Annotated in this window: 32 protein-coding genes; 4 read left to right on the top strand and 28 right to left on the bottom strand. The window is 40.2% G+C overall.

All coding sequences use genetic code 11. The features are described from left to right. Positions 1–31 precede the first annotated feature (31 nt). From GD631_RS13985 to GD631_RS13975, 3 genes are all read left to right on the top strand, one after another. The gene (locus tag GD631_RS13985) at positions 32–1,228 is read left to right on the top strand and encodes a tyrosine-type recombinase/integrase (protein WP_185911470.1); all 1,197 of its coding nucleotides are present in this window, start codon (positions 32–34) and stop codon (positions 1,226–1,228) included. An 82-nt stretch (positions 1,229–1,310) separates the two neighbouring features. Then, positions 1,311–1,478 (top strand): hypothetical protein, encoded by a 168-nt coding sequence (locus GD631_RS13980; RefSeq protein WP_004326911.1) that lies wholly within the window; start codon positions 1,311–1,313, stop codon positions 1,476–1,478. 41 nt (positions 1,479–1,519) lie between these two features. Beyond that, the gene (locus GD631_RS13975; protein ID WP_004326910.1) at positions 1,520–1,969 is read left to right on the top strand and encodes a DUF5053 domain-containing protein; all 450 of its coding nucleotides are present in this window, start codon (positions 1,520–1,522) and stop codon (positions 1,967–1,969) included. Positions 1,970–2,566: 597 nt separating this feature from the next. Here the strand turns inward: GD631_RS13975 and GD631_RS13970 are convergent. From GD631_RS13970 to GD631_RS13865, 22 genes are all read right to left on the bottom strand, one after another. Continuing rightward, positions 2,567–2,962, bottom strand: coding sequence for a D-Ala-D-Ala carboxypeptidase family metallohydrolase (locus tag GD631_RS13970; protein ID WP_143257523.1), 396 nt, complete (start codon positions 2,960–2,962; stop codon positions 2,567–2,569). After that, a complete protein-coding gene (locus GD631_RS13965) occupies positions 2,959–3,366 on the bottom strand; it encodes a hypothetical protein (RefSeq protein ID WP_087323918.1) in 408 nt (135 codons plus the stop codon). Before GD631_RS13965 ends, GD631_RS13970 begins: the two co-directional genes overlap by 4 nt. Before the next feature lie 39 nt (positions 3,367–3,405). Continuing rightward, complete coding sequence (locus tag GD631_RS13960) at positions 3,406–3,663, bottom strand: hypothetical protein (protein ID WP_143257522.1); 258 nt, start codon at positions 3,661–3,663, stop codon at positions 3,406–3,408. An 8-nt stretch (positions 3,664–3,671) separates the two neighbouring features. Next, positions 3,672–7,628, bottom strand: a complete 3,957-nt coding sequence (locus tag GD631_RS13955; RefSeq protein ID WP_185911469.1) for a collagen-like domain-containing protein — start codon at positions 7,626–7,628, stop codon at positions 3,672–3,674. Continuing rightward, complete coding sequence (locus GD631_RS13950) at positions 7,628–9,706, bottom strand: hypothetical protein (protein ID WP_244983335.1); 2,079 nt, start codon at positions 9,704–9,706, stop codon at positions 7,628–7,630. Before GD631_RS13950 ends, GD631_RS13955 begins: the two co-directional genes overlap by 1 nt. 53 nt (positions 9,707–9,759) lie before the next feature. After that, a complete protein-coding gene (locus GD631_RS13945; protein WP_143257519.1) occupies positions 9,760–11,628 on the bottom strand; it encodes a hypothetical protein in 1,869 nt (622 codons plus the stop codon). Between the two features lie 318 nt (positions 11,629–11,946). Next, positions 11,947–12,270: a hypothetical protein gene (locus GD631_RS13940; protein WP_122133989.1), complete on the bottom strand. Its 324-nt coding sequence runs from the start codon at positions 12,268–12,270 to the stop codon at positions 11,947–11,949. Between the two features lie 41 nt (positions 12,271–12,311). Beyond that, positions 12,312–12,767, bottom strand: coding sequence for a phage tail tube protein (locus GD631_RS13935; protein WP_004326899.1), 456 nt, complete (start codon positions 12,765–12,767; stop codon positions 12,312–12,314). Positions 12,768–12,788: 21 nt separating this feature from the next. After that, positions 12,789–13,175 (bottom strand): tail completion protein gp17, encoded by a 387-nt coding sequence (gene gp17 / locus GD631_RS13930; protein ID WP_143257517.1) that lies wholly within the window; start codon positions 13,173–13,175, stop codon positions 12,789–12,791. Next, entirely contained in the window at positions 13,172–13,675 is a 504-nt protein-coding gene (locus tag GD631_RS13925; protein WP_143257516.1) for a hypothetical protein, read from the bottom strand. Before GD631_RS13925 ends, gp17 begins: the two co-directional genes overlap by 4 nt. Next, entirely contained in the window at positions 13,668–13,985 is a 318-nt protein-coding gene (locus tag GD631_RS13920) for a phage head closure protein (RefSeq protein ID WP_004310938.1), read from the bottom strand. Before GD631_RS13920 ends, GD631_RS13925 begins: the two co-directional genes overlap by 8 nt. Further along, positions 13,985–14,281, bottom strand: a complete 297-nt coding sequence (locus tag GD631_RS13915) for a head-tail connector protein (protein WP_061448130.1) — start codon at positions 14,279–14,281, stop codon at positions 13,985–13,987. Before GD631_RS13915 ends, GD631_RS13920 begins: the two co-directional genes overlap by 1 nt. Before the next feature lie 65 nt (positions 14,282–14,346). Continuing rightward, the gene (locus GD631_RS13910; RefSeq protein WP_118407294.1) at positions 14,347–15,483 is read right to left on the bottom strand and encodes a phage major capsid protein; all 1,137 of its coding nucleotides are present in this window, start codon (positions 15,481–15,483) and stop codon (positions 14,347–14,349) included. 12 nt (positions 15,484–15,495) lie between these two features. Continuing rightward, entirely contained in the window at positions 15,496–16,083 is a 588-nt protein-coding gene (locus tag GD631_RS13905; protein WP_004310940.1) for an HK97 family phage prohead protease, read from the bottom strand. Between the two features lie 18 nt (positions 16,084–16,101). Continuing rightward, a complete protein-coding gene (locus GD631_RS13900) occupies positions 16,102–17,364 on the bottom strand; it encodes a phage portal protein (protein ID WP_143257515.1) in 1,263 nt (420 codons plus the stop codon). A 4-nt stretch (positions 17,365–17,368) separates the two neighbouring features. Further along, positions 17,369–19,084 carry a terminase TerL endonuclease subunit gene (locus GD631_RS13895; RefSeq protein ID WP_143257514.1) on the bottom strand — a complete coding sequence of 572 codons (1,716 nt, stop codon included), beginning with the start codon at positions 19,082–19,084 and terminating at the stop codon, positions 17,369–17,371. Beyond that, positions 19,068–19,430, bottom strand: coding sequence for a hypothetical protein (locus tag GD631_RS13890; RefSeq protein WP_070750452.1), 363 nt, complete (start codon positions 19,428–19,430; stop codon positions 19,068–19,070). Before GD631_RS13890 ends, GD631_RS13895 begins: the two co-directional genes overlap by 17 nt. A gap of 219 nt (positions 19,431–19,649) precedes the next feature. Then, on the bottom strand, positions 19,650–19,862 hold the full coding sequence (locus GD631_RS13885; RefSeq protein WP_118407292.1) for a hypothetical protein: 213 nt from the start codon (positions 19,860–19,862) through the stop codon (positions 19,650–19,652). An 11-nt stretch (positions 19,863–19,873) separates the two neighbouring features. After that, complete coding sequence (locus GD631_RS13880) at positions 19,874–20,218, bottom strand: HNH endonuclease (protein WP_143257513.1); 345 nt, start codon at positions 20,216–20,218, stop codon at positions 19,874–19,876. After that, positions 20,215–20,367 (bottom strand): hypothetical protein, encoded by a 153-nt coding sequence (locus GD631_RS13875; protein ID WP_153260288.1) that lies wholly within the window; start codon positions 20,365–20,367, stop codon positions 20,215–20,217. The genes GD631_RS13880 and GD631_RS13875 overlap by 4 nt, the downstream gene beginning before the upstream one ends. 268 nt (positions 20,368–20,635) lie before the next feature. After that, positions 20,636–20,821, bottom strand: a complete 186-nt coding sequence (locus tag GD631_RS13870; RefSeq protein ID WP_143257511.1) for a hypothetical protein — start codon at positions 20,819–20,821, stop codon at positions 20,636–20,638. 17 nt (positions 20,822–20,838) lie between these two features. Continuing rightward, the gene (locus tag GD631_RS13865) at positions 20,839–21,030 is read right to left on the bottom strand and encodes a hypothetical protein (RefSeq protein ID WP_122133978.1); all 192 of its coding nucleotides are present in this window, start codon (positions 21,028–21,030) and stop codon (positions 20,839–20,841) included. 137 nt (positions 21,031–21,167) lie between these two features. On the opposite strand from GD631_RS13865, the gene GD631_RS13860 reads away from it, so the two are divergent. Beyond that, entirely contained in the window at positions 21,168–21,416 is a 249-nt protein-coding gene (locus tag GD631_RS13860; protein ID WP_122133977.1) for a hypothetical protein, read from the top strand. 134 nt (positions 21,417–21,550) lie between these two features. On the opposite strand, the gene GD631_RS13855 is transcribed toward GD631_RS13860, so the two are convergent. The 6 genes from GD631_RS13855 to GD631_RS13830 form a co-directional block, all read right to left on the bottom strand. Next, positions 21,551–22,306, bottom strand: coding sequence for a DNA-methyltransferase (locus GD631_RS13855; protein WP_143257510.1), 756 nt, complete (start codon positions 22,304–22,306; stop codon positions 21,551–21,553). Positions 22,307–22,319: 13 nt separating this feature from the next. Next, positions 22,320–22,676 carry a hypothetical protein gene (locus GD631_RS13850; RefSeq protein WP_143257509.1) on the bottom strand — a complete coding sequence of 119 codons (357 nt, stop codon included), beginning with the start codon at positions 22,674–22,676 and terminating at the stop codon, positions 22,320–22,322. A gap of 1 nt (position 22,677) precedes the next feature. After that, the gene (locus GD631_RS13845) at positions 22,678–23,007 is read right to left on the bottom strand and encodes a hypothetical protein (protein WP_004310948.1); all 330 of its coding nucleotides are present in this window, start codon (positions 23,005–23,007) and stop codon (positions 22,678–22,680) included. 16 nt (positions 23,008–23,023) lie between these two features. Next, a complete protein-coding gene (locus tag GD631_RS13840) occupies positions 23,024–23,692 on the bottom strand; it encodes a P-loop NTPase family protein (protein WP_223225945.1) in 669 nt (222 codons plus the stop codon). After that, entirely contained in the window at positions 23,625–24,383 is a 759-nt protein-coding gene (locus tag GD631_RS13835; protein WP_143257632.1) for a phage replication initiator YdaU family protein, read from the bottom strand. Before GD631_RS13835 ends, GD631_RS13840 begins: the two co-directional genes overlap by 68 nt. Before the next feature lie 169 nt (positions 24,384–24,552). Continuing rightward, positions 24,553–24,903, bottom strand: a complete 351-nt coding sequence (locus GD631_RS13830) for a DUF1064 domain-containing protein (RefSeq protein WP_143257508.1) — start codon at positions 24,901–24,903, stop codon at positions 24,553–24,555. Positions 24,904–24,948 lie beyond the last annotated feature (45 nt).

Genomic DNA, 24,948 nt, shown 5'->3' with positions numbered 1-24,948 from the left:
TTTGCGTATATATACTAAAAATGATAATAATATGGCAACAGTTGGTTTTTACTTAGACACTCGCAGAGAAAAGAAAGATGGGACATTTCCGGTTAAACTACAAGTCAGACACAAAGGGCAAATAATGTTATGTACTGATTTTTGCGCTACACCGGAAACATGGACGGGCACAGAGTATAATAAGAACGCAAAGAATCATAAAGCTAAGAACGTAGCGATTCGGAATCTTATTAATCGTGTTGAAATGTTACTTGTTATACTTGACGATAATCAGAAGTTAAAAGGAATGAGCGACAAAGCGTTAAAAGACTACATTCTAAAATCTATCAAAAATGAATCTACCTGTAAAACTTTCGTAAGCTATATAGATGAGTTTGTAGCTACAAAAACAAAAGAAAATACAATCGTTCTATATAAAGCTACAAAAAATAAGATTCTTGCCTATGATCCGACCTGTACATTTGAAACGATGACAAGGAAATGGCTAGAATCGTTCAATAAATGGCTAAAAGATACCGGAATAAAAACAAACTCGATTTCAATCCATTTAAGGAATATTAGGGCGGTTTTCAATCACGCGATAGATAATGAGGAAACGGAACTATATCCATTTAGAAAGTTCACAATAGAAAGGGAGGAAACTAGAAAACGATCGTTAAAGCCGGATCAACTTATTACCCTAAGAGATTTCAACGGAGAAGAATATCAAAAGGAGTATCAAGACATATTCATGCTTATGTTTTATCTAATCGGAATAAACGCAATAGACTTATTTAACCTCAAGCAAATAGTTGACGGACGCATAGAATATAAACGAGAAAAAACCGGAAAGCTATACTCTATCAAAGTAGAACCGGAAGCAATGGAGATAATAAACAGGTATAAAGGAAATAAATTTCTACTAAACACGCTCGAAACCAACGATTACAATTATAGAAAGTATATGGCAGCAATGAATAGAGGTTTGCAAAAACTGGGAAATTTCGAACGAAAAGGATTAGGCGGGAAAAAGATTAGAGATATTTTATTTCCCGACATCACCTCGTATTGGGCGCGCCATACATGGGCTACAATAGCGCATAAAATAGGAATATCGAAAGATGTAATATCTTTAGCTTTGGGGCACGAGTTCGGATGCAAAACAACCGGAATTTATATAGATTACGATTTAGAGCAAATAGATAAAGCGAATAGAAAAGTAATAGATTATATTAATTCACTAAAATAATTCGCCAAAAACTTGCACAATAAGCAAATGCTTATTATCTTTGTAGAGTCAAATAAGAGTTCTTAATTTTAATGTTTAACCAATGAAAGATGAAGAAAGAAAGGAATTAGAACAAGAGTATGAGAATTTAAAACTTCTCGCTTCATTCCACGAAGCCTACGGGGTTCCCGAAAATGAAAAAGAAAGAGAAGCATTAATAAATGACATACTCGACCGGATGAATGAGATTCGGGAAAAATTAAAAGAGTAATTAACCTCCCTCCCTTCGGGGAGGGATTAAAACTTTAAAATATGATAGATATAAACGCTTGTTTGCCAACGCCCGAAATGAAAGCGGATTTTGAAAGATTTAAAACCTTATCTACACAAGAAGAAAGGGACGCTTTCAAAAAAGAAATGCAAGCCAAATATAACGCACTGCCAGAAGATCAGCGAGAAGCCTATAAAAAAGCGTCTGAATCCGGACTAAAAGCAACCGTAGACGCTTGCAATGATTTCATAGAAAGAGCGGAAGAAGCTATATTGCGAGATAAGCTCGGAGAACTGCCGGAGGCTATTTCGTTTAGCTATATCGCAAAGAAGTATTTCGGTAAGTCAAGAAATTGGCTATATCAAAGAATTAACGGTAACATCGTAAACGGGAAAAAGGCTCGCTTTACTGATAATGAACTTCAAACATTTTTAAATGCCTTGAAGGACGTAAGCGAAATGATTCATCAAACATCGCTTAAACTCGGTTAAGATTCTTATTTGACACCAGCCCCGCAATTTGAGCCGTTGCGGGGTTTTCTTATTGCATATAAATAAAAAGAGGTTGTGTCGTTCAACGGCACAACCTCTCATTCTTAATGGAATAAATAACGCATTATCTCCCGTCCTCGAAAAATAGCAATTTTCCACAGAGAGATGATACAACAGACACCCCCACCCGTACACAAATATACTAATTATTTCTTGATTTGAATATTATTCGACCAATTATTATCAGAATAAACAAAATTATAATTCCAAACGCCCACCCGCCCAACTCCATTTTAATAGATTGCCATCGGTTTAACTTCTTTTCAACCGGATAAGGCACACGAATAGAATCGTTTTTAAGAATCGTATCGGTGCGATTCGTTGTTAGATAGCGATACAGATATTTATATCTATACTGATAGACTGTATCGCCCTTTACGAGCGCATAAATGCTGTCGTGTTGATAGATACTATCAAATCGGATACTATCACGTGTCTTGTATTCAGTGCGAACGGATTCAACCGGGATATATTGAGTTCGGCAGGACGTGAAACACACCGCTAATATTAACAGTATGATAATGTAAACTAGTCGTTTCATAGCTTTAGTATTTGTTTCCGATTACGTCCTTCTCTGAATGACACGTGTACCCAAGAAAAATCCTTTTCGTCGATTAACTGGTCGAAAGGTAATTCGCTTTTGATTATTTCGAATAGCTTCCGGTTCCCTTCTTTGCTTCCTACCGTAATATCGGCGGCTTCCCCTAGTCGATGTTGGCTAGATGTCGCACCATTAACGCTACGATTAAGAATTGCACTGCGATACCCAGAGCTAACGCGGATCGGTTTACCGTATTTCTCGCGTAACGGATCGAGTACATTATCTACTAGCTTTGTTAAATTGTTGATAGCTTCTGCTGTTGGGAAATTATCAATTCCTTTCGCTAACGCCGTATCGGAGTGCGCAAGCTCTTTAATAGTGAAGTGTTTCATTCTGCTGTCTCCTTATTGTTTTGATTAATAGTTATTGGTCTACGCGGCGGAGTTCTCCGGCTGCACTCGCTGTCGGGTCTATCACATCGGTTGTGTTCCGCATCCTTCAAAGCTAATTCAAGCTCGTAGTATTTACGCATCCAATTTTGTGCCTCTGCTTGTGCGGTTCTCCATTCCCGGTAAATCGTATCTACTTTCTCATCACGTTGTTTTAATCGTTCGTCGTACCGCTCGATCTGCTTGTTTAGATTGTCAATGATAGAAAGTAAATTTTGAAGTTCCATAGAATCCGCCGTAGCCTTTTCTTTTCTAGCGTTCGTTTTTCGATTCGCTAGAAAAGTAACAGTAAATCGGATCGCCTCTAATCCTCCTAACGCTCCTATGATTTTTAACCATTCGTCCATATTTTTATTTTATGTATTTCATATCGCTTTGGGTAGCTCTTATTCTACCGATAAAGCCTCATTCACTGCAATCTGCACAACTGCGACAAAGTTAGTTCTTACGTATTCTTTGATGCGTTCCGCCTGATTCGTAGACAATTCCACTTCACCGTTTTTGTAGATTTGTTGAGCTAATTCCAACTCGCCCAAATCGGCGGTTTTCTGATAGATCGCATTGCCTAACATTTTTGCAATATCGACGGTACTATTATTCCCTTCGATGTCTTTTACTTGAATATTTCTAAAGTCTATTTTCATTATTGTAATTATAGGTAATAGTGACTATTCATATATCTTATTCTAAACATATTCCCACCTGAAATATCAGCACAACCATCTCCCCATAGATTCGCATTTGCAACATTGACGCCCATCAACAGGCGACCATCTGTGCAGCCTTTAATTCTTAGCCATTTATTAGAACCGGGTTCCCAGGTAACCATTATCCGCAACTCGAAGAAAGTGTTATTAGAAATTCCGAGCTTCTCTAGTTGAGCACGTCCCGGAAGATTAATCGCTACTAATGTGGACGAGATCGAGGTAAATACATAAGTATGAGTATTCGCTATATTACTTGTTATTATATCCGTGTAGGCTGCTCCAACATAACCATCTTCAAAAATAGCGCGCCGACCTATTCCAAAAACATTCCCGTCATATTGAATAGCACGTTGTGCATACCAGCTAGAAGCTTCTTTAGGTCTAAATTTTGCGTATAAAGCTACACCCGAATTTACATTCCCTGTATATTCGCATCGTGCCAGACACTTCATTCCGGTTGACGATGGAAACACATTAGTGCCTATGCCTACCCATGTATCCGACTCGGAAAACTTAATAAAATCTCTGTTAAGAGATAACCCAGAATACACACCTCCTTTGTCGCTATCTGCAACTCCGATACGATTATTCGCAATCTCAAAACCTGCAATCGTGCCTTTTATTGCTGCTAAGTTAGTAACTGCTAATTTATCAACATCGATAAAATCCGTTACAATCTTTCCGTTACTGATAAACGTCTTATTCCCAACCAACATCGCACCCGTTGCAGGAAGTGACAATTTTCCGTCCGCTGTTAATTCAAGCCCGGTTACATTATGCTTAATTGAGCCGCCTTTTATTAACCAACCCTGCGTTTTTGATAGATTACCGACAAATAAACCCGATGTTCCTAATATGTCGATCGTCGCATTTTGAGCTACTAACAACTGCGTAGCGACATTTATAAATTCGTTAAACAAAGTCCATTTCGTTACATCGAAAGAAGAACCGGAATTATGATCCGCACGACACGAATAAGTATTACCGTTGTAGATGATAGTATCTCGATACTGCGTGTTGTTAACATAGTTGGTGTTTGCTTTCCACTCACCGCGCGGACGGATAAGGGCACCGGGAAGCCCAGTAGCCCCGGTTGCACCTGTATCACCCTTATCACCCTTATCGCCTTTGTCGCCTTTGACCTTCGTCCATGTATAAGCGGAAAACGTATTGCTGTCTGCCGCCGTGAAGTCGGTATATTGTCCGATGTACGCGCCCGGTGTTTCACCGTTGTTAGCGGTAAACGTCGTACCGTTGTCCGAGTACTTGATGTGTAAGTAGGAAGTTTGTCCGTTGGCTCCGGTTGGTCCGGCAATACCTTGTTCCCCTTTAGGACCTTGCGAGCCTTTCAACTGTACCCACTTATAAGAAGCGTATCCGGTTGGAGCGGTCGCACTAGTTGTTACCGCTGTACCGATATAAGTATTCGGAGTGTCAGACATCGGATTACCGTTCGCATTAGCGGAGTACTTTACGTGAAAATACTGTGATGTGCCGGGAATACCTTGCGATCCGGTCGGTCCTGTATCACCTTTGTCGCCTTTTGCCCCGGTTGCACCTGTATCACCCTTATCACCCTTATCGCCTTTGTCGCCCTTGACCTTCGTCCATGTATAAGCGGAAAACGTATTGCTGTCTGCCGCCGTGAAGTCGGTATATTGTCCGATGTACGCGCCCGGTGTTTCACCGTTGTTAGCGGTAAACGTCGTACCGTTGTCCGAGTACTTGATGTGTAAGTAGGAAGTTTGTCCGTTGGCTCCGGTTGGTCCGGCAATACCTTGTTCCCCTTTAGGACCTTGCGAGCCTTTCAACTGTACCCACTTATAAGAAGCGTATCCGGTTGGAGCGGTCGCACTAGTTGTTACCGCTGTACCGATATAAGTATTCGGAGTGTCAGACATCGGATTACCGTTCGCATTAGCGGAGTACTTTACGTGAAAATACTGTGATGTGCCGGGAATACCTTGCGATCCGGTCGGTCCTGTATCACCTTTGTCGCCTTTTGCCCCGGTTGCACCTGTATCACCCTTATCACCCTTATCGCCTTTGTCGCCCTTGACCTTCGTCCATGTATAAGCGGAAAACGTATTGCTGTCTGCCGCCGTGAAGTCGGTATATTGTCCGATGTACGCGCCCGGTGTTTCACCGTTGTTAGCGGTAAACGTCGTACCGTTGTCCGAGTACTTGATGTGTAAGTAGGAAGTTTGTCCGTTGGCTCCGGTTGGTCCGGCAATACCTTGTTCCCCTTTAGGACCTTGCGAGCCTTTCAACTGTACCCACTTATAAGAAGCGTATCCGGTTGGAGCGGTCGCACTAGTTGTTACCGCTGTACCGATATAAGTATTCGGAGTGTCAGACATCGGATTACCGTTCGCATTAGCGGAGTACTTTACGTGAAAATACTGTGATGTGCCGGGAATACCTTGCGATCCGGTCGGTCCTGTATCACCTTTGTCGCCTTTTGCCCCGGTTGCACCTGTATCACCCTTATCACCCTTATCGCCTTTGTCGCCCTTGACACCCGTTTCTCCCTTAGAGACATATTTAAGCCAATCAGTAGAATTGTCTGTTGGTTCTTGGATTGTTTTGTCTGCAATACATATCCATGTACTGCCATTGCATACAACTTCATCATAGTACCAATATGTGCCCGGCGTCCATACTCCTTTGAAAGCGGGTACGGGAACTTCTGTTATACCATCGTTAGATAATTGCTTGATAGTCCCTGTCATATACACATTGCGGAGATACGCACTATGTCCGGTCATTTCGATACCAAACAACTTTAAGTTAGACAAGTCTCCCAACTGCATAGCAATCATTTCCTTTGTAATCTCCCAACTGTTAACACCCATCAGATAACGAGCATAGCTTTGTGTCGAGTAGCTCGATTTTTGCCGCTCTTTGTTTGTGAAGTTACCATACGAAACGAAGTGCATAGCCTTGCAAGGGTGTGCGGTTGTACCAGAACGAAGCGCATATTTAAACGTAGAATCACCGATCTTTTCAGTAATACGAAAATAAGTGGTTTGAAATCCGGTTGAGTTGTTGAATATACCTTTGCAAATATCGTCTACCTCTATTTCTGCTATTTCGCCCGGTTCTAGCTTTAGATAGATAATTCCGTTCTCTGTGTCTACTGATTCGATAATCCCACCGCCCGGAGCGTTCCACTCTTCACCCGAAACGATTGATACGCGGTTGTAGCGTAATTCAGGAACTTCAAGGAAATCACGTAGACGAAGAGATTTTGCATCTATATGACCGTCTTTGCCGATTAGCCAACCGATTAAGCCTTCTGCGTAATCATTTGAGGATATATCACCGGAAAAAGTAGCTGATTTGGCAATCAGTTTATCAAGAATGTTGAGTATTTGCGTCGTTACCTCCGTTGCGGTTAGTATTGCCGTTTTTGTTGTATCGGCATCTATCGTCGTTGCGGTTAATGTATCCGTAGAAATACCCTTCGTTACATCTAGCCCGTTATCAACGATTAAACCGCCTAACAACTTGATAAGAAATTGCGTTTCGTCTGGCGCTATTTTGGATAGATATAAGTCTTTTAAAGCGTCGATAGCCTCCTTAAACTTTTCGTTGATTGTATCAAGTTCTTTGTTTACTCGGAGTGACGATAAAACATTACTATCTGTTAGCTTCGTTTCGGTGTCGTCTTTCGTTACAATTATAGATAATATCTCCGCAAGCGTGCGAAGAGATGAGAAAACATTTAAATCTGTCGCCGATCTCAAATCGTCTTTTCCTAGAATAGTGACGTTTGATCCGCCGCCGTTGGTAGTCATTCCAGTACCACCGCCAGACGACACGTTTACAATCGCCCCGGACGGATAGTTTTTCGACCGAGGCGATGATGGAATAGCTTTATTTTTTATTTGAATCGTCATTATGCTTCTATCATTTTACAGGTAAATTGTTCATTGGCGAAATCTATTTCTCCGCCTGCTATCATGAAACGTTTTCCTTTCATGTAGTTATCCGAAAGAACGGATATAGGAGTTATAGAGTCACTATTTAATAATACCTGTGTTAGTTTTATTTTGGTAGCTCCGTATTGATTAATAATTCTTCTTATTAAAAGCTCTTCCGGGCGAATCAAAGTCTTTTCAATAGATGAATAAAGGTTATCTTTCAAATATTCATCTAATAACAAAACTTTACTGTAGCACGCTCCATCGTTGTTATAACTCGAAATCTTAAACTCTATTTCGTCTAATTCATTAATAAAGTTTTCATTAACAACATTCTCGTAAATCCGGTCGGAGTCTTTATCGTCGTCCATATCTAACGGCTGGCAATATCTTAATTTAAGGTCTTTTATCAAATATCCGTACGGAACTTGCCCCTCTCTTTCCGTCAATATTGGAGCATATATAGACATTTCAAGCGTGCCAAATAAATTAGTCGGAATATCCATTACAACACCGTCTGCATCAGAATACTTACCAAGTACTCCGTATGTTTTATACAATGAGACAAACCCCGTTCCCATTTTTCCATCAGCATTTTCTACACTAGATTGATCTAAATTTATAGACATAGTAGACGGGGTATCACTCCACGTAAACCGCCCGTAATTATCTTTAGAAACATATTTATCGCCAATTCTTATTCCTACTTTAATTATATCTTTTAAATATGTAATACCATCCTCGGAAGGAACCAAACCGCCACCAAAGGGAGAATCATATTTATCCTTTTGCAAAACCTTAATACTCATATTGAGAGAAAGAGCTCCTCCCTTCCCTAAAAATAAAGCGTCTTTCTTTGCGCCGATAACTACAATCGAGTCATTAAATACCGAATTGGGGGTTACGTCGTTAATAGGATCGTATTTTGTTCCACAACGTTGTCGGACTTGTATTGCACACTCATAATTGTACGATTGCGTAGTCGGTGTCTTTAGCCCGGACTCATAAGAGGCGTATCTTAATGGGATAGCCCCTAGTAATTCGTCGGCATTGCTCTTGTTTTTATAAATAGACAAGTCTGTAACAGGAGACAAAACACCATTTTTATAAGTGAATTGGTGCATCGTTAAAATATTAGGATATAAAACCTCCCTCTGTGTATGTCTTGTATTGCCGTTACCCAGATTAGTAGATACTTCTCCGATATTTGATAATAATTTTAGCTTATCAAAATCTTCGGTTATCTTGATTTCCTCAATAGGATAATTACTACATTTTACAGTCGCTTTATTATATCCCGGCAAAATATCTAAAAAGTGTTCTGATCCTGCAAAACCAATATCCGAAACATTCAATGCAATAGGCGTAGTTTTAGAATACGTGTTCAGGTCGCAATCATATTTATAATAAGTACTTTTGTGATCTATGTCAACAAAATATAAATCTCCCTGCCAATCTACACACGTCCAATTTAAGAACTTACAAACCTCTTCTAAGATTTCTTTTAGAGTCATAGCCTTGTTATCCTCATCGAAGAAGTTTTGTTCACTTATCGTCATATCTTCAAATACGTTCAGATCGTTATTATAATCATCTTCGTTTTTAGCATACACATGAGGAATAAATATAGACGAATAACACCCGCGAGACTGCTCGATGAACATTCTAAACAGTTCCCAAAAACTAATAAAAGCTCGTTGTTCGGCGTTCTTTTGTTTGTAGTTAACATATTCGAGCGTGCTCATGGCGGAGCTACATTCTATTTCTAGTTCGAATTTTGTAGATGTGTAATCCTGCGTATATAGTTCTGGATTTATAAAGCCCGTCCAAATAATATCATTTCCTCGCTTGCATAATACTCTGTATTGTTGATATCCGGTCGAATACAAATTTTGCAAATAGTCACCTCCAACAATACGGATTGAAGCAGAAGAAAAGCGAGTCGGTGTATATAAAAAATCCTCGTCCTCAATTATCACGGAAAAAGGAGAATTGCCACTGCCGACCAATTCAGTACTTTTTCCTTCATAATTCTCTTTTTGTATCTCAATCAAATAAGATACTTCCTTTCTGGATTTGAAAGGAAGCGTATAGATAGTGCCGTAATTTACCATAGTTTTTTACCTGTTTTTTTAATGTGGTTTTGTAATGCTAAAAATATGCGATCCCCTCTTATTTCAACATCACTATATAAGCGGAGGCTTTGATCTTCTATTGATGGCGCAATCTTTTGCGATAAAGAACCATATAAGCCCGAATTTAGCATTTTAAATAAGTTGCTTTGTTGTGATCCGTTTAGGATCATCTCGCCCGAATTAAGTAAAGCCGGAACCTTATCACCCGTAAATGACGCACCCGGAACGATACCACCCGTCGCGAATTTAGGGATACTAGCCATTGCAGCAACTACAGACAAAGCCGCCCCCGCCGCTGCAAGCCAACCAACGAAAGGTATTTGAGCCGCCGAATTTGCAGAGTTAGCCGCGGCTTCCGCTGTTTTGGCGGTTGTTAAACTCAAAATAGCCGGAATAGCCTGTGCGATACTTGATATAACATTTGCACCCCATTGCAAATATGAGGCGGCACTTTCATTTGTTACACCATTTAAGGCACTCATTACACTACTAATAGCCGAAAGCGAATCGGCATAATCTTCGTTCAAGTCTACATCTTCTTTTTTAAATAGCGGATCATATTTCGGCAACTTAAAATTTTCACCTCCCTTCCCATGCGTCGGAACCTTATCGTAAGTCGGTGCAACAGGTACGGACAAAGCGCCGTCTTTCATCCCGCCGTGAGCGATTTTAAACGCTTCTTGGTCGACTACAAACTTTAGATTGATCTTCTTTTGCTGTAATTCGTTAATCGTCGCTTGGATTGTGGCGCGTGCTTGCATGTCGGTTGCGGAAATAAGTTTTTTATTTTGCTCTGCGATTTGCGTGTCATACCAAGCGATAGAGCCCTCTTTCGGTTCTTCCTTTGGCGTTTTCCCGCCTATCCCTGACTGTGAAGCACGGTTCGCCGCTTTCGTCATACTAGATAAATTCCGTCCCGCCGCCTCTGCCGCCGTTGCAACGTTTATTAAATTCTGCAACCATTCATCACTCTTCTTTACTAAAATCGCGTTATATTGTATTGCATCCTGATACTTCGATAACATCGGGCTTATTGCCTTACTCAATGCATTTGTATCTGTTATTGTAACCGTGTGCACATTCATTCCAGAACCCACCGTTTCGTAAGTTGTGAATTTGGCTTTCAAACGATCGTATTCATCTACGAAGTCTTTATACTGTTTCGCTAATTGTGCCTTTTGTTCATCGCCTGCCGAAGATACATCTAATCTCAATACTTTATCTATATCTATTGCCGAAACATCTACGCCGTCAAGTCCTATTGCCGCCTTTACCATTGCTTGTAATGCGTTTTGACTTCTTTGTTTATATTGTCCTACGATTTCCTCTTGGTCTTTCAGCGTCTTGTCTAATAGTTCCCTAGCTGCTTTCTTTTGCTCTTCCGTTGAATCCTTATCTTTTAAGATAGTTATTTGTTCTTGTATGGTTGCTTGATTCTTTGCATCAAAATAAGAGAATGACATCTTTGTATTTCCTAATTGATCCATCGCGTTGTATGCTTCGCGTGCTAGACGTATAGTTTCGGTTAACCCGTTCATGAACGGCGTCCAGTCTCCACTACCGATAGAGTAGAAAAATTGGTCTACGCCACCTTTTAAGCCGTCCATAGTACGGGCATATTCATCTCCTAGCGTCTGACTGCTATTCATTACTTTATTGAAACCCTCCGAGGCAGTTACGGCAATACCAAGAACCCCGGCGAACTTCATAACTCCCGATACTGCAACGCCGGACATCTTAGAAATGTCGCTTTGAAACCCGTTTACATTCTTCTTCGACTTATTTAGATTTGCGTCAAAGTCATTCGTTTTAAGCAATAATCTTGTTACTATATCAGACATCTTTATGCGTGTTTAATTGTGATTCTACTTCTTTTGCTTTAGCTCGTAATCGTTGCATCTCTTCGTCCGTTACGCTCGTATCTTTCTTTTCTTCTTCATCCCACGGGAACCGGAGTATATCGGTTTGCTTTAGCGTCTTTGTGCTATTAGATTGCGCTATAATGAAACCTAACAATCTAGTTTGTTCCCACGCTTCCCGATTGCGTCGATTAAATCCGTCTATAAACGATTCAACCTCGATAAAGTCCATTTTATCGAGGAAGTAATCGGGAGCGATCCCGCCCTCACCGACAACGCGCGAATAAAGTTCGCGTATACTTACGGCTTTCGTTTCCGCGTCGTCACCTTCTTTTTTTTTACGTCATTTCCTGCCGATTGCGAACGTAGTTTGATTTCATCCAAAATAAATTCTTTGAATTGTTCGAATAGCGTCAAGTCATTTTCGCATAATTCGATAAATTCCTCAAATTCCATTTTGAACAATTCCTGATTAGAGGCAAGCAGGAACGAATAAAACAAAAGAAACTCGTCTAACATCTTTCCAAACTGGAACGGATAGCCGGATATAGTTTCGAATACAAAGAACGCACGGAGCGTATATTTCAAAGAAAAATCTTTTCCGTTAAGTGATATTGTTTTCATTGAATAAGTCGTTTAGAGGGCGGCAAAACACCGCCCGTAAGTTATTTACTAGCTGCTTCCTTTGCAAGCGGTCCGGTTCCTTCGAAACTGATTGATAGTGTTGCTTTGTCTCCATCCGGCGCATTTGCTTCTAGCGAAGTGATAACCGCACTACCTGTATATGCACCTTCCGCTAGCGTCCATCCGGCGGCGGGCATTTCGTTTACGTCAGGATTGCCAACAACGCCAAATTTCAGAACAACAGGTTTATGCGCCAAGAACAAAGCGAATAGTTTATCGTAGCTATTCGCATCTGCATCCGCGCTAAATACGTTTTCACTGGAAGCGTTCCAAGAAAGTTTTTTAATGTCCTTTTCCGTCCAGATACCCGAATCTTTACTTTGTGTGTCGATTGTTTCAGCCGAAAGCCCCAATTTGCAAGATGTGGCAAGTGCGATGGCTTTACCGTCGATGAATAACATTAGGTCTTTTCCTAACACTGATTTTGCTTTACTCATAATTTTATCGTGTTTTAGTTATTATTCTGTTTTAAAAGAAAATACAAGGCGTTGAATGAAAGTATCTTCGATAAAATCCTCGTCTGCACTCATTAGTTTAGCGTCTATTACATTGAAGTTATCATATTGCCCGCGCTTGTTTTCGAGCGCCTTACGTACTTCTTCGGCGATGGTAACAGAGTTCAAATAGTTATCACTAGCTACGGCAACCTCAACCGAAACAGTATCGCCCGTACCATATCTATCTTTCGTATATTCTGGAACCAGAGAACTACGCTTGTAGATAACGAACGGAAAAGATGTTTCCGTTTTGGTCGAGATAGCATATATTTTATCAGAAACCAATTTTGCTAATTCTGTAGAGTCGCTTAATCTCTTATATACGTGTGCACCTATTGATAAACTCATTTTTTTTTATTTGCTACTTTCATTATAGAATCAATTATATTTTTCTCTAGTGAGTTCTCTGCTTCTTTCTGCTTCGATTTGACCGCATTAGAAAAGAAGTGGGAAGCATTTATAATACCCCTATTCGCTCCTTTTTTGGTAGCTCGTTCTTTTGTTCCTGATTCGAACCATTTCAGCATATAGGCGCGTGATCCCTTTTTGCGGCGGTCGATCAAGTCAACCCGTGCACCGGAAGCATTGCGATAAACTGCAACGTTTATTTCGTTCTTTAACGGTTTGAACGATACGCCATTCTTAGAACTGCTAAATTCTGCATCAGTAACAGCGGAAATTAAATTTTCCTGCGCCTGTTTACGAATGATAAGAATCGATTTTCTAAGAGCGGAGGAAATAGCCTTCTTTGCTTCTTTATCGTTCAACCGCTTAAGTAGCTCGTTTACTCGCGTTGCATCCACTTCGACGCGATACAAGTTGCGCCCGGTGTAATTGTCGTTACTCATTGATTACTTCTGCTTCTATAACCGTCGCTTGCTGCTTCCGGTCGTGGTTAATAGATAAAATCTTGTATTTCTGCCCGTCGTACTCGATTCGCATTTTAGCGTTAATCTCTTTGCAGATGCGAATCATTATTGTATTAACGGTCGTATTATATATCTCGCCGTTCGCTTCTTTACGTGCACCCGACTTAAAGCGAATGTATGCGCGTTTATCGAATACTTTCACCCAACTTTCAGACGTGCCGCCCAGATTATCGCGCTTTGACTCGCTACGGTAAAAAGCGATCATTTCGTTTAATAATCCTGCTTGCATTACGTATATCGTTTTAAAGGTTGCAGTAATAGTTCTATGTGCCCCGGAATAACTTGCGGAGTGGCAAATGTTACCGATTCACGGTTTGCGTAGTAATTCGCTATGAGGATGCGGATCGCGTGCCAGATACGCCGATCTATTTTTGCGTCCTTAACGTAGGTATCTAGCGGATTATTTAGATACGATTCGATAAGAAGTTGAACGGGTTCGATAAGCCCGGTTATATACGCGTCGTCCGTGTCGAAGTCAACGTTTAAATGCTGTTTGAGTTCTTCGAGTGTTACGTATTGTGCCATATTGTATAAATTAGAAAGGGCTAGAGCCGAAGCCCCAGCCCTTTAGTGAATGATAGGTTATAGGATTAGGCAGAAGCTTTTTTCTTTGCGATGGCAAAGGCTTCCGGGCGTACTGCCAACTCGTCAAACTTTGTATTTAATACAAAGTAGGTGAGATTCTTTTTCGCTCCTGTGTATGGATCAACAGTCAAGCGCATTTCTCCAAATTGACCTACCAACGCATAAGAGAAAATTCCGAACCCAAGAATGTCATCGCCGATGTATTCCGTTGAAAATACCGGATAACCGTTAATCTTTCCATCTTCAAGAATCATTCGAGAACTTCCCGCTTCGCGTGGAGTAGATTCAAGATCGGCATAAGTGGAAGCCGAACAAACATAACAGGCGGTAGCATCAGCAGGAACACCCGCTTTCAAAACAGATGCTTTCAACTGGCAAACATTCTTCCAACTCAAAGCGGAAGTATATTCGATATTCGGAGTTGCTTTCACAAATACGCCCTCACTCGCCTTTGATGTGATCTTAGTAGGTGAAAACATCCATTTGTTTAACAAGCGTTGCAAAGCCATTGTAATTTGTACTAAAACAATGTCACGCAAAGCAAAATTCGTTTCGTCGATAGCATCATTCGAAACAGGAACGGACAAAGAGCAACGTTTCGGAGTCGGAGTCAACTTAGAAATGTCGATCTTTGAATCGTTTACTTCGGCGTTCTCGTCCTCAATTGTAGCTTCAACACCCGACACAACTGGAAGAATCCATTTGCCATACATTCCGCTCTGCATCTTGCACCCTACTTTGTCAAGAATCAATCCTTTTTCAAGTGGCAAAATAACGTCTCCGACTGTTACGGGGATCAACGGATCAGATGCGGCGGTATCCATGATATTTCCAACGGCTCGTTCGTGAGGAATAACCAACCCTTTATTTACAATAATACCTTGATACTTGTCCGATGCTCCATTATTGCGCAACAAACAAACCGCTTCTGCGAAAGCTCTTTCACGTTCAATTACATTTTGAGGAACAACAGTACCAAGAGCGCGTTTTTCCATGCGTACTTTGATAACGTCCCGCTCGTTTTTCAGCGCGTCGAATTGTTCTTGCTCTTCCGGCGTTAAGCCGCGTTTTTCTGTTTCCGCAACATCTAAAATTGCGTTCATGTCTCTTTTAATAACTGCTAGTCTTTCTACGTAGTTCATAATCGTAATCTTTTAAATTTGTGTTCTTAATTTTTCTATTTCTATTTGATAATTATCGCTCTTTGCAGGTTGTAGATGTATCTCTAAACTGCGCAATGTAACATCTGTCCCAAAATAAGCCGGATCGCTAACAATAGAGACATCAAAGATTTTATCAATCTTAGTAACCGTACGTATCAACAGTCCATCTCTTTGCGAGTACTCAACATTTCTTTTTTCATCTGTGATATAAGCAAAAGAAGAACCGAATAAATCTCCTCTTTGAATCATTTCTATCGCGTAGTTTCCATCCTGCGTATTAGGCGAAGCAAAACGGTACATACACCCGTAATCATCAAGACATAAGGATAAAGACCCCGTCCCATTGTTAGACCTCGCTAAAAGCCTTTGTTTATTATGTTCTAGTAGTGCCTTAACATCACAACTACGGAGTAATTCTTCGGAAACAGCGCCCGACTTAATGATTTCAATAAAGAAACGTTTCTTTTCTAAGTCGTACATAACACGGCTTTCACGTTCAAATACAATCGCATACCCTTCTATATTTCTTTCGTCTAATAATTTCGGGGCTGCATTTTCTCCAAAACTTCTAATTTCCATCGTGTTTCATTTATTGTTTTACTCTATCTGCGTTTCTTCTTCTTTTGGTAGCTCGTTTTCTTTGTTCGTTTCCGATTCTCCCCGTATTTTAGGAGAATCAGCCGGAGCAACATTACAAGTTATAAATACAGTATCACCGCCCGGAATAGGCGCTTTTCCTAAATGGGAACGGATTTCATTCGATGTAATGCCACCTATTTCAAGGAGAGTTTTCCAATATGTTACCTGTGTCATTAAATCGGTTTGATACAGAACTGACAAATCGAAATTAATCTTATAATCCATCGAGACAGAATCAGGAATTAACTTCAACTCAAATTCCGATTCGATCTGTCTCAAATAAGGCTGTAAGGTATCTGTCAAATAAGAAACTTGCCCCATTTCAGAAGCTTTATAATTGGTGGGTTGCCCTGCAAATACCTTATCGGGATGAACACCATAAAAGCGACAAATGTCTAATACCGTCAGCTTCTTATTTTCTATTAATTGAGTATCTGCCGGAGTGAATGATAATTGAGCAAACGACATATCACCATTGACCGAAACAATATCGCGACCGGAATTCAATTCACTTTCAACACGTTCAGCAACATCGGAGGTCTGAATATCAGTTAGCGCGTTAAGCCCTTTAGCTTCTCCCTTCATGCCGGATATAATCCCTTTGATCTTTCCGCCATTCTGAAACGTTTTTAACGTCTGATTATCTGCGCTAGCGGCTACACTCATGACACGCGAAGCGGATTCTATGACGCTGACACCTGTATATCCCCCGTCTTGACTATTATGTCTTAAATGAATAATATCGTTCGATCCAAACACGCCGTTTATGTGATTGATAATATCACAAACAGTATATGTATCAGTATATTTGTCGTAAGTGGTAGAGCCGGGAGAAAGTAATACTAAAGCGGTTGGTTCTCCAAATGTTCTACGAATGAAGATGTACGCATTTCCCCGGTTCACCATCAATATAACCATATTCCGAATAAATTCGAAACTGCTCATTCTTCTATTTGGTCTACGCGTAAGGAGTCTATATAAAATCTCCTTTTCATCCGGGACAAAAACAGCGTTTTTTTTTCGTTTGTATTGAAGTGGCAAAGAAGCAATCGTACCGGATAGAATTGCCGTACAACGATACGCGGCGGATAGCTTCATCGCCGCATCAGTACTATATACATTTATGGGCTGTGATGGAAGAGACGACATATTAGTATTAATATAATCGTCCAATCCTAAAGAGCGGATAATCGCGTTTCTTAGTTTATAACGTAGTTTCATCGTGCTATTGTGTATAATTATTAAATAAGTAGAATGTCATTAGGTTTGTTATCGTCGAATCAATCTTAGCATTATGCGTTTTCTTGACTGGCTTCTTATTCATGTTCCGATCTTCGTCTAATACCGCATTACTAAAACAGTACGGCGTAATCGGATTAGGGCTAAAGGTGAGCTTACTCCGATACAAAGCAAGTTCAAAGGATTCGATAGGGCTTGTAAACGTTCCGTATGTCTGTTTAACAGGCTTAATATATTCACTCGCACCGCCTACGGAATAAGTAAGAAGATTCACAAATTCAGCCGATTTATAAGGATCATAGCCAACTCCCATGATTTGTAAATACTTTGCACGCACAAGTATATCGTTTACTATTTGCTGATAGTCGATTATATCACCATCGCAAAGAATTAAATAGCCAGCTTTCGCCCAACCTTCGTAAAGTTCCCGATTCGGATGATCTTTCAAAGCTCCTTCCGGAAAATAGTAATCCGTATGTGAATGAAAAGAACCGCTTTCTTTCGAATAGATATTATAAGTAACCGTAGAAAAGTCGTCTCGAACGGATAAATCGACCGCCGCCATTGTTAACGGATAAGTACCGATATTCTCTATTCTAATATCTTTGAATCGTTCTTCGATCTGCTTCGCCTCAATCCATTTTGTTGTTTGGTCGGTAGTAAATACGTTTAGTAACTTTGTTCGAAATTCCAGTGCATCCGGTGCGCTATATAGTGCTTTTTGATACGCGTCGATATAGAAATCTTCATAGACAGTTATACCCATGTGTGGTTGCACTTTGCGCCACGTTGCCGGATCGCCTTCCTCATCGTCTACGTCCGGCTCAAAGATGTGCGCAAATATGGAATCATTTTCAATCTCACCTCGTAGGATCGATTTATACATTTTGAGCATTTCGACGAATGGAGCCGTCTCTTTATCGGATGCGGTCGTAATTACTACGGTCAAAGGGTTGAGCCGTGCGCCCATTGAGGAAGTTAATACATTCTTCAACGCGGCGCTATCGGCTTGCGAATACTCGTCTACTATTACCATGCTTGCATTTAATCCGTCAAGTTTGTCGGGATTGGAAGCCAAGCAACGGGCAAAAGAGGTTTTTCCCTTTATGCGATTATATATGATTTCTCGGTTGATTTTGAAGTGTCTAAACTTCGGATCAAGAGACTTTAAAATATTACGTATTTCATCAAAACAGACTTTCGCCTGATTGTATGAGTTTGCGGCTACGTATGTTTGAGCGTTCGCATCACCGAACAATAAATCGTTAATTGAAAGACTCGCTACGCTTGTTGTCTTACTGAATTTACGCGGAACGAATAAAAGAGCTTCGCGAATCAAACGTTTGTTTGTTCCGGGCTTGTAAAACGCGAGAATGTTAGAGAACTGAAACACTTGTATCGGAGTCAGCTTGTATCTAGTTTTTCCCTTTGTGCCGGAAAACTTCAAACGCTCATAGAACGTGACGAACTTCTTTACTTCCTTGATCCGAAACTCGTATTTATCGAGGAAAACAAAGAAGCGGCGAACGGCTAGTAACTCGTAAAGGTTGTGCGCGTCCGGGGCATTAATGCAACCCTTTATATACACGTTTAATCTTTCGTCCGCCTTACCTAGCTTATACGAATCAACGTCGATGTTATGCAAGTCGGAGATAACCGACTGCTTTAATGCTATCAGTTTATCTCTAGTCTCCTTCTCCATCGCGATCTATCTTGTCTACCTCGTTTATTAAGTCGTTTACCTCGTCATCGTCAGACGCGGACAAAGTTTGTAGTGTCAAACCAAGTTCCCGCAACTGCTTACGAGTAACTTCGAGCGCATCAAATAAAACTTTGAAAGCCGGATGCGCTACGAGCTTCTTATTTCCTTCGCGAGAAACTTCCGTAACAAACGAACGTTTCTTCTTAGCTATGTCATTGAGAGCGATTTTAAACGCAATGTAAGAGCCCGCACAAAGAGTTATACACAAATCCAAATCAGATGTATATGTTCCTTGCGAGTTCATCGCGGCGCGAATCTTTTCTTTTATATCGTCTAAATCACTCATTTTTATATGCGTTTTTGCATATATGAAAAGTTCGCAAGTATTTGGTAGCTCGGAAGATGGATAAAAAAAGTACACCCCCAACGCGCACCCCCTCGTTTCGAAAATTGCTCGCGCGTGTAAATATGAGGTGAGGTGGGTTTAGCGTATCGCGTTAAAAAATAAAAAAACCGCCCCCCCTTCGTCGAGGTTGAGCGGTTGTAAAGAAATCGAAAAAGAGTATTATTCTTCGTTTTCGGCAACACTTACCGAATCGGGCATTTTAAATAGAATCGGCATATTTCTTGCCGTCTGTCTTTGCATTATTATTGCTTGTATCGCATCAATATGATATTGTACATATTGTCTATCGTTCTTGTACAGTTCAGGGAGTTTAATAAAATCGTTCCATAGCTCAACGGTTTTATTTACCAAGTTTATTTCTTCTTCATTCATTATTCGTCTATTTAATCGTTATTATCTTTTAAGAACCGATCCGCAAACCGTTCCGTAGCTCGCTTATTATTCGCCTGTACCGCCTCTTTCGAATGACTAAAAGCACGTCGATGCGTATCAGAGTGGCACGAATGGCAGAGGCTTTGCAGATTGTTATAATCAAACATTAGTTGTCTCATTCCGAGTTCATGCGACACGGACTCAACCGGGACGGTGTGATGTACTTCGGTTGCAAGTGTACTGCGATTGTTCGCTTCGCACACTTCACAAACCGGATTGCTTTGTAGCTTCTTAGCGCGGAGTAATTTCCATTTGTTGGAGTTAATCATCTTAATGTAATGCGGGTTTCTACTCATTGTTCGTCATAATTAAAAAGAATCTTATCACATTGATAACAATCGTGCAACTCCTTTCGTGTCGCCTCGATGTCGTCCGTTTCTATCTCAACTAAATGCGTCTCGGACACATCGCCCGATTTGCATTGAATACGCCTAATTATATACATAACGTTTCGATCCGGTCTAATCCGTTAATAAGTAACCTAATCCGGGCACAATTACCATCGCATCGAGTCGATTGTGTTTCCTGTTTATGTATCCGGCTTGCACAACCTTTGCAGTTCTTAGATGGACACATTTGTTTATACACTTCGATAGCTTGCCGCCTCGTTTCGTCTCTCTGTATCCGAGCCGCTTCGATAGCGACTTTTCGGATTAAGCCACGCGAGCGGATGCGCTCGTTTGTGGCTTGTTCGATGTACTGTTTTGCTTTACTCATTTTACCGTGTTATTTTTAGGCTGATAATTCCAACCATTTAATTTATAAACTTTCCGTTTCGCCTCTTCTTGCGTTATCGCATCATCTATCTTTGTGTCTCCGTCTGGATCGCGACGATAGATATTGAAGTGACGAAAACGAGGGGAATAATAATACTTTGATTGATTTTGTGTTTGGCTCATTTCTTTTTGTGTTATGATTATTTCCTTTTATTCATTTTCTTCCGCTTCCGGTCCTTTTTGATTTGATTCGCAGTACGTCCACCTTTCGAAGAGGAATTTTTCCAAGAAGGTGGGACGGTTTTCCAAGGAGTAGACTTTTCTTCATCTACCATTTTCAGTTCCCTATAGGGAATATCATAAGGTCTGTTTTCGTATCTATATGTATTCATATCTTTCTTGGATTTGATAAAAGGGCACGCCTCCGAAAAGAAGTATAAATTGTCACATTTAAAACTTTACCGTCAAAAATGGAGAACGTACCCAGATTATTATTAATTTTGTTATGTCACATTTAAAATTTATATTTATGAAAAAATTTATTCAACTATCATTTCGTGAGAAGTCTTTCAAAAAATACCTTATTGATATAAATAAGATCGACTATGTTATAGAAGATGAAAATTCTAATATTGGTTCTTTTGTCTATTTAGAAGGTCTAGAAAAGCCATTTCATGTATTAGAATCCGTTCGTTCTATAAATGATTTGATTTCGGAGAATTCCCAAGAACAAAGTTTGCCAATTCATTTGCAACACTCAATATTTCGCAAAAAGTAGGAGACAGATTTAGTTCTCTCTCTTTAATTATTATTGCTTGCTCCCACGCCCATTTTCGGACGCTGGTCTCAAATTCTTTTGTTTTTACTTTCGTATTCATAGTCTTCCTTTCTATCTTGTTTTACGCTAATTGATTACACAAACATTCTAGGCTGCATCCGCGACAAAATGATTTTATTCGCATCTGCATAGAACTTCTTCTTTATCTCAAATCCGTATGCCTTTCGCCCGCATTGAGCGGCTGCAAGTAATGTCGTACCACTTCCGGCGCATGGGTCTATCACAACATCACCCGCATCGGTGAAAAGTTCGATCAACCGTTCAAGCAACGGAACTGATTTTTGTGTCGGATGAATCCGCGGTGTATCTGCGTCTCTAGGATAATCGAAACAATTAAATACCATACGACCGCCATTGTTGAACTTTGGCAGTTTGTCCCGATACAAAAGCACGCCATATTCACAATTACCAACGACCTTCATATTAGCCTTTAAAACTTGTGCCGAAAAGTTCTTTCTAAATACCAGATTGATATAATTGTTAAGTCCATATTCCTTCGCTTTCTGTATAAGTTCGAATTGTTGCTGAAATTCACAAAAGACAATCATACAGGGCGATTTCCCTTTTTCTTTCGGCTCCTTAACGAGCATCTTACTACAAAAGTGAAGAAATTCAGTAATTCGAAAATCCTTATCGGTATCGAAAAACTCTTTTCCGGCTAATTCGCTTTCTCCATTAGAATTGTCTCCGTCGATATACCAAGATGGATTAGAACCGTATGCGTTCTTCCCGATGTTGTAGGGAATATCCGCAATGATTAGTTGTGCTTTCGGAATACCGTATGTTTTATAGTTCTGGAAATGGTCGTTAAATAGTTCTACGTCTTTCATCGAAACAATAATATTAATCGTTAATAATCTCGTCCTCATTCTCTACTACTTCGCTTTTTACAGGTTTCTTCACCGGAACGCGAATCGCCTTTTCTGTAAACTTGTTCGATAGATATTGTTTCGCCTGCTCCCAATCCGTAAAGTGTAAATTCGGATCAATATAGAGCGAGATAATCGTAGAGTTTAATTTATCGAGTGCTCCGAAAGCACTTGAATTTATCGTACCGTCTAAGGGTGAAAACTTGGCAACTAAACCGTTATAATTCTCTGATACAAATCGGTCTATATACTTCCGATTCCGTTCATTTGTCACGACGGGGTCTGCTGATATGTCGTGCAAATAATTTGTGTTTGATAGTTTTTTAACCATATTAAAATCCTTCTAATCGTTTTTGTCCGTTCATCTCGTCTACCTTGTGTTGTGGTAGTTTTCGTTTTGGTTTTACATACTCGAAATGTCGTTCCGCCTGTGATAGATCGTAGAACATTTCTTTGATTTCGTCCGGTAGTACTTCTTCATCATCATCGCCGGGCATCGGATCAGCAACCCGGAGAAAACAGCCTAAAATGTACTGCATAATCTCGTATGTGCTTTTGAAATGATAGTCAGCGCGAATCTTATCGAGCCTTTGCCATTGTTCCAGATCGACGCGAACCGGAATCTTTTTAAAATACACAAGTTTCTTTTTTCTGCTTCGCATGGTTTCGTTGTATTAATTATCTTCTACTAGCTCCGTTCAAGTCCAAGACGTTAAACATTTCATTTATTCGATCCGCGATATACGCGCCGTAAATACGCTGTATTTCCTTAATCGTTAAGTTCGTTGTAACATGAGTTATTGCCTCATATCTCAACTCGTACCGACATTGGAAAATATACTGCATCACGTTTAGTTCAGTACCGAAATACTTTGCCGGGATTGGCTCGCGTCCTAGTTCATCAAAACAGATCATTCGCGGAGTACCATTGTTGTAAGTATACAATTCTAGTGCATCCTTTCCGCGCATCGAAAAGCCGTTTGCAATACAGGAAGCCGAATCAATCCTAAAACCACCGATCGGATAGCCGCCCTTTGCTTTGCCGCGTGTGAAATAACTATATCGGTTTAGAATCTGCATGATAGTACTTTTTCCTGTACCGATGTCACCTCGTAACAATAACCCTTTATTTGAATCTAGCTTCTCGGATCGTCCTTCAGTATACAAAAACAGTTGGTTCATTATGTTTCTATTCGAATCGTCAATCTTAAAACCGGGGCAAACGTATTTGCAGCACGCTTTAAACCATTCCGGACGCTTCTCTACTCCTATCGGCTCGTCATAGTACGGTAGTCCGTATGATAGTATTGCCGCTATCGGTAGAGTCTGTTTGCTTCTTGTTTCCATATTCGCATTTATCGTTTTTTAGCTCGAATAACCCCGACCAATTATTAGCAATCGATTCATTTACGATTTGCTCCGCAATCACCGGATCATTCTTGCTTAATTTTACCAGTTTGTTATAACACGCTTTTAGTGACTTTTCCGATTTGTAATTTTGCCGCCTGTCTTTCTTGTATTCAAGCCAGAGCGAAAACGCTTCTAAAAACTCGTCAGATATAAAATCAAAATCTCCATGAGAGACTTTAGAGAGTATATTTCTGTTTGGTTTCTGTTTTAGTTTATTATAGTCTGTACTATCCCCTGTATCATTGACTCCCTTATCTACTGTATCATTGGCTGTCTGATTGGCTCCCTTATTGGCTGTTTGATTGACTGTAAAATTTACAGTAGTAGTTACAGTGGTTTTAAATTCCTTCACGAAAGAATAAGAGCTTATAATACGTTTGTTCTTACCAGATTTATAATAAATCAATCCTGCATTTATTAAAGACTCACGGGCTTTTATTAGTGTTTTCTCATTCACGTTAAGCGCAAAACAAAGTTCAATGTTCGAGCAATCGAAAACGTCCCTCCAATCTTCGCCGTTACAAATAGCCACTAATTCGTAAAAAAGGGCTTGTTCGGTGGCGGTAAATCTGAAACGTCGTCGCGCTTTTCGCATCTTTTCGGTTAGCGTATATCCGTCTATATTCATCACACTTATAAAGTCTATCGAGCGACATAATAACTACAAATCCTTATCCCGATCGCCCGTCCTACTTTCAGGACGGAACAATAGCAAATAAAATTATTCTCTCTTCCTCCATTGCGACACGTTCGACAATCGTGTTTTACTGGCTTCTGTGCTGTTTTCTTCACCATTCTTATACCTCCTTTATTTTAATTCCATGAACGTAAAGCATGAGCTTACGTTTGATTATATACTCCTTTGTCCGAACTCCTTTAGTATCTTCGACGATATATTCACCATCCCGATAATAAACGAAATCCGCGATGTAGTAAACGCCTCGTTCGATCAGTTTCTTTTTGTGTAGCATCTTCCGTACTCCTTGCACTTCGTAGAAATGATATTGAGGCGAAATAAGCTCGTATTTTACTTGCTCTTGTAATCCGGTTATAATCCCCTTCTTTTCGAGTAGTTTCAACTCCTTAGCGCGTCGATATTCCTTTTTAGAGTCGTATCCGTCTATTTTTACATTGTTATACTTTGCCATATATTTAAAATTATTTGTCGTCTAACCAGATATTCACTACGCTGA

Origin of the sequence: Bacteroides luhongzhouii, assembly GCF_009193295.2 — a bacterium.
In the GTDB taxonomy this organism is placed as follows: domain Bacteria; phylum Bacteroidota; class Bacteroidia; order Bacteroidales; family Bacteroidaceae; genus Bacteroides; species Bacteroides luhongzhouii.
This window is presented reverse-complemented; position numbering and strand designations above follow the sequence as displayed.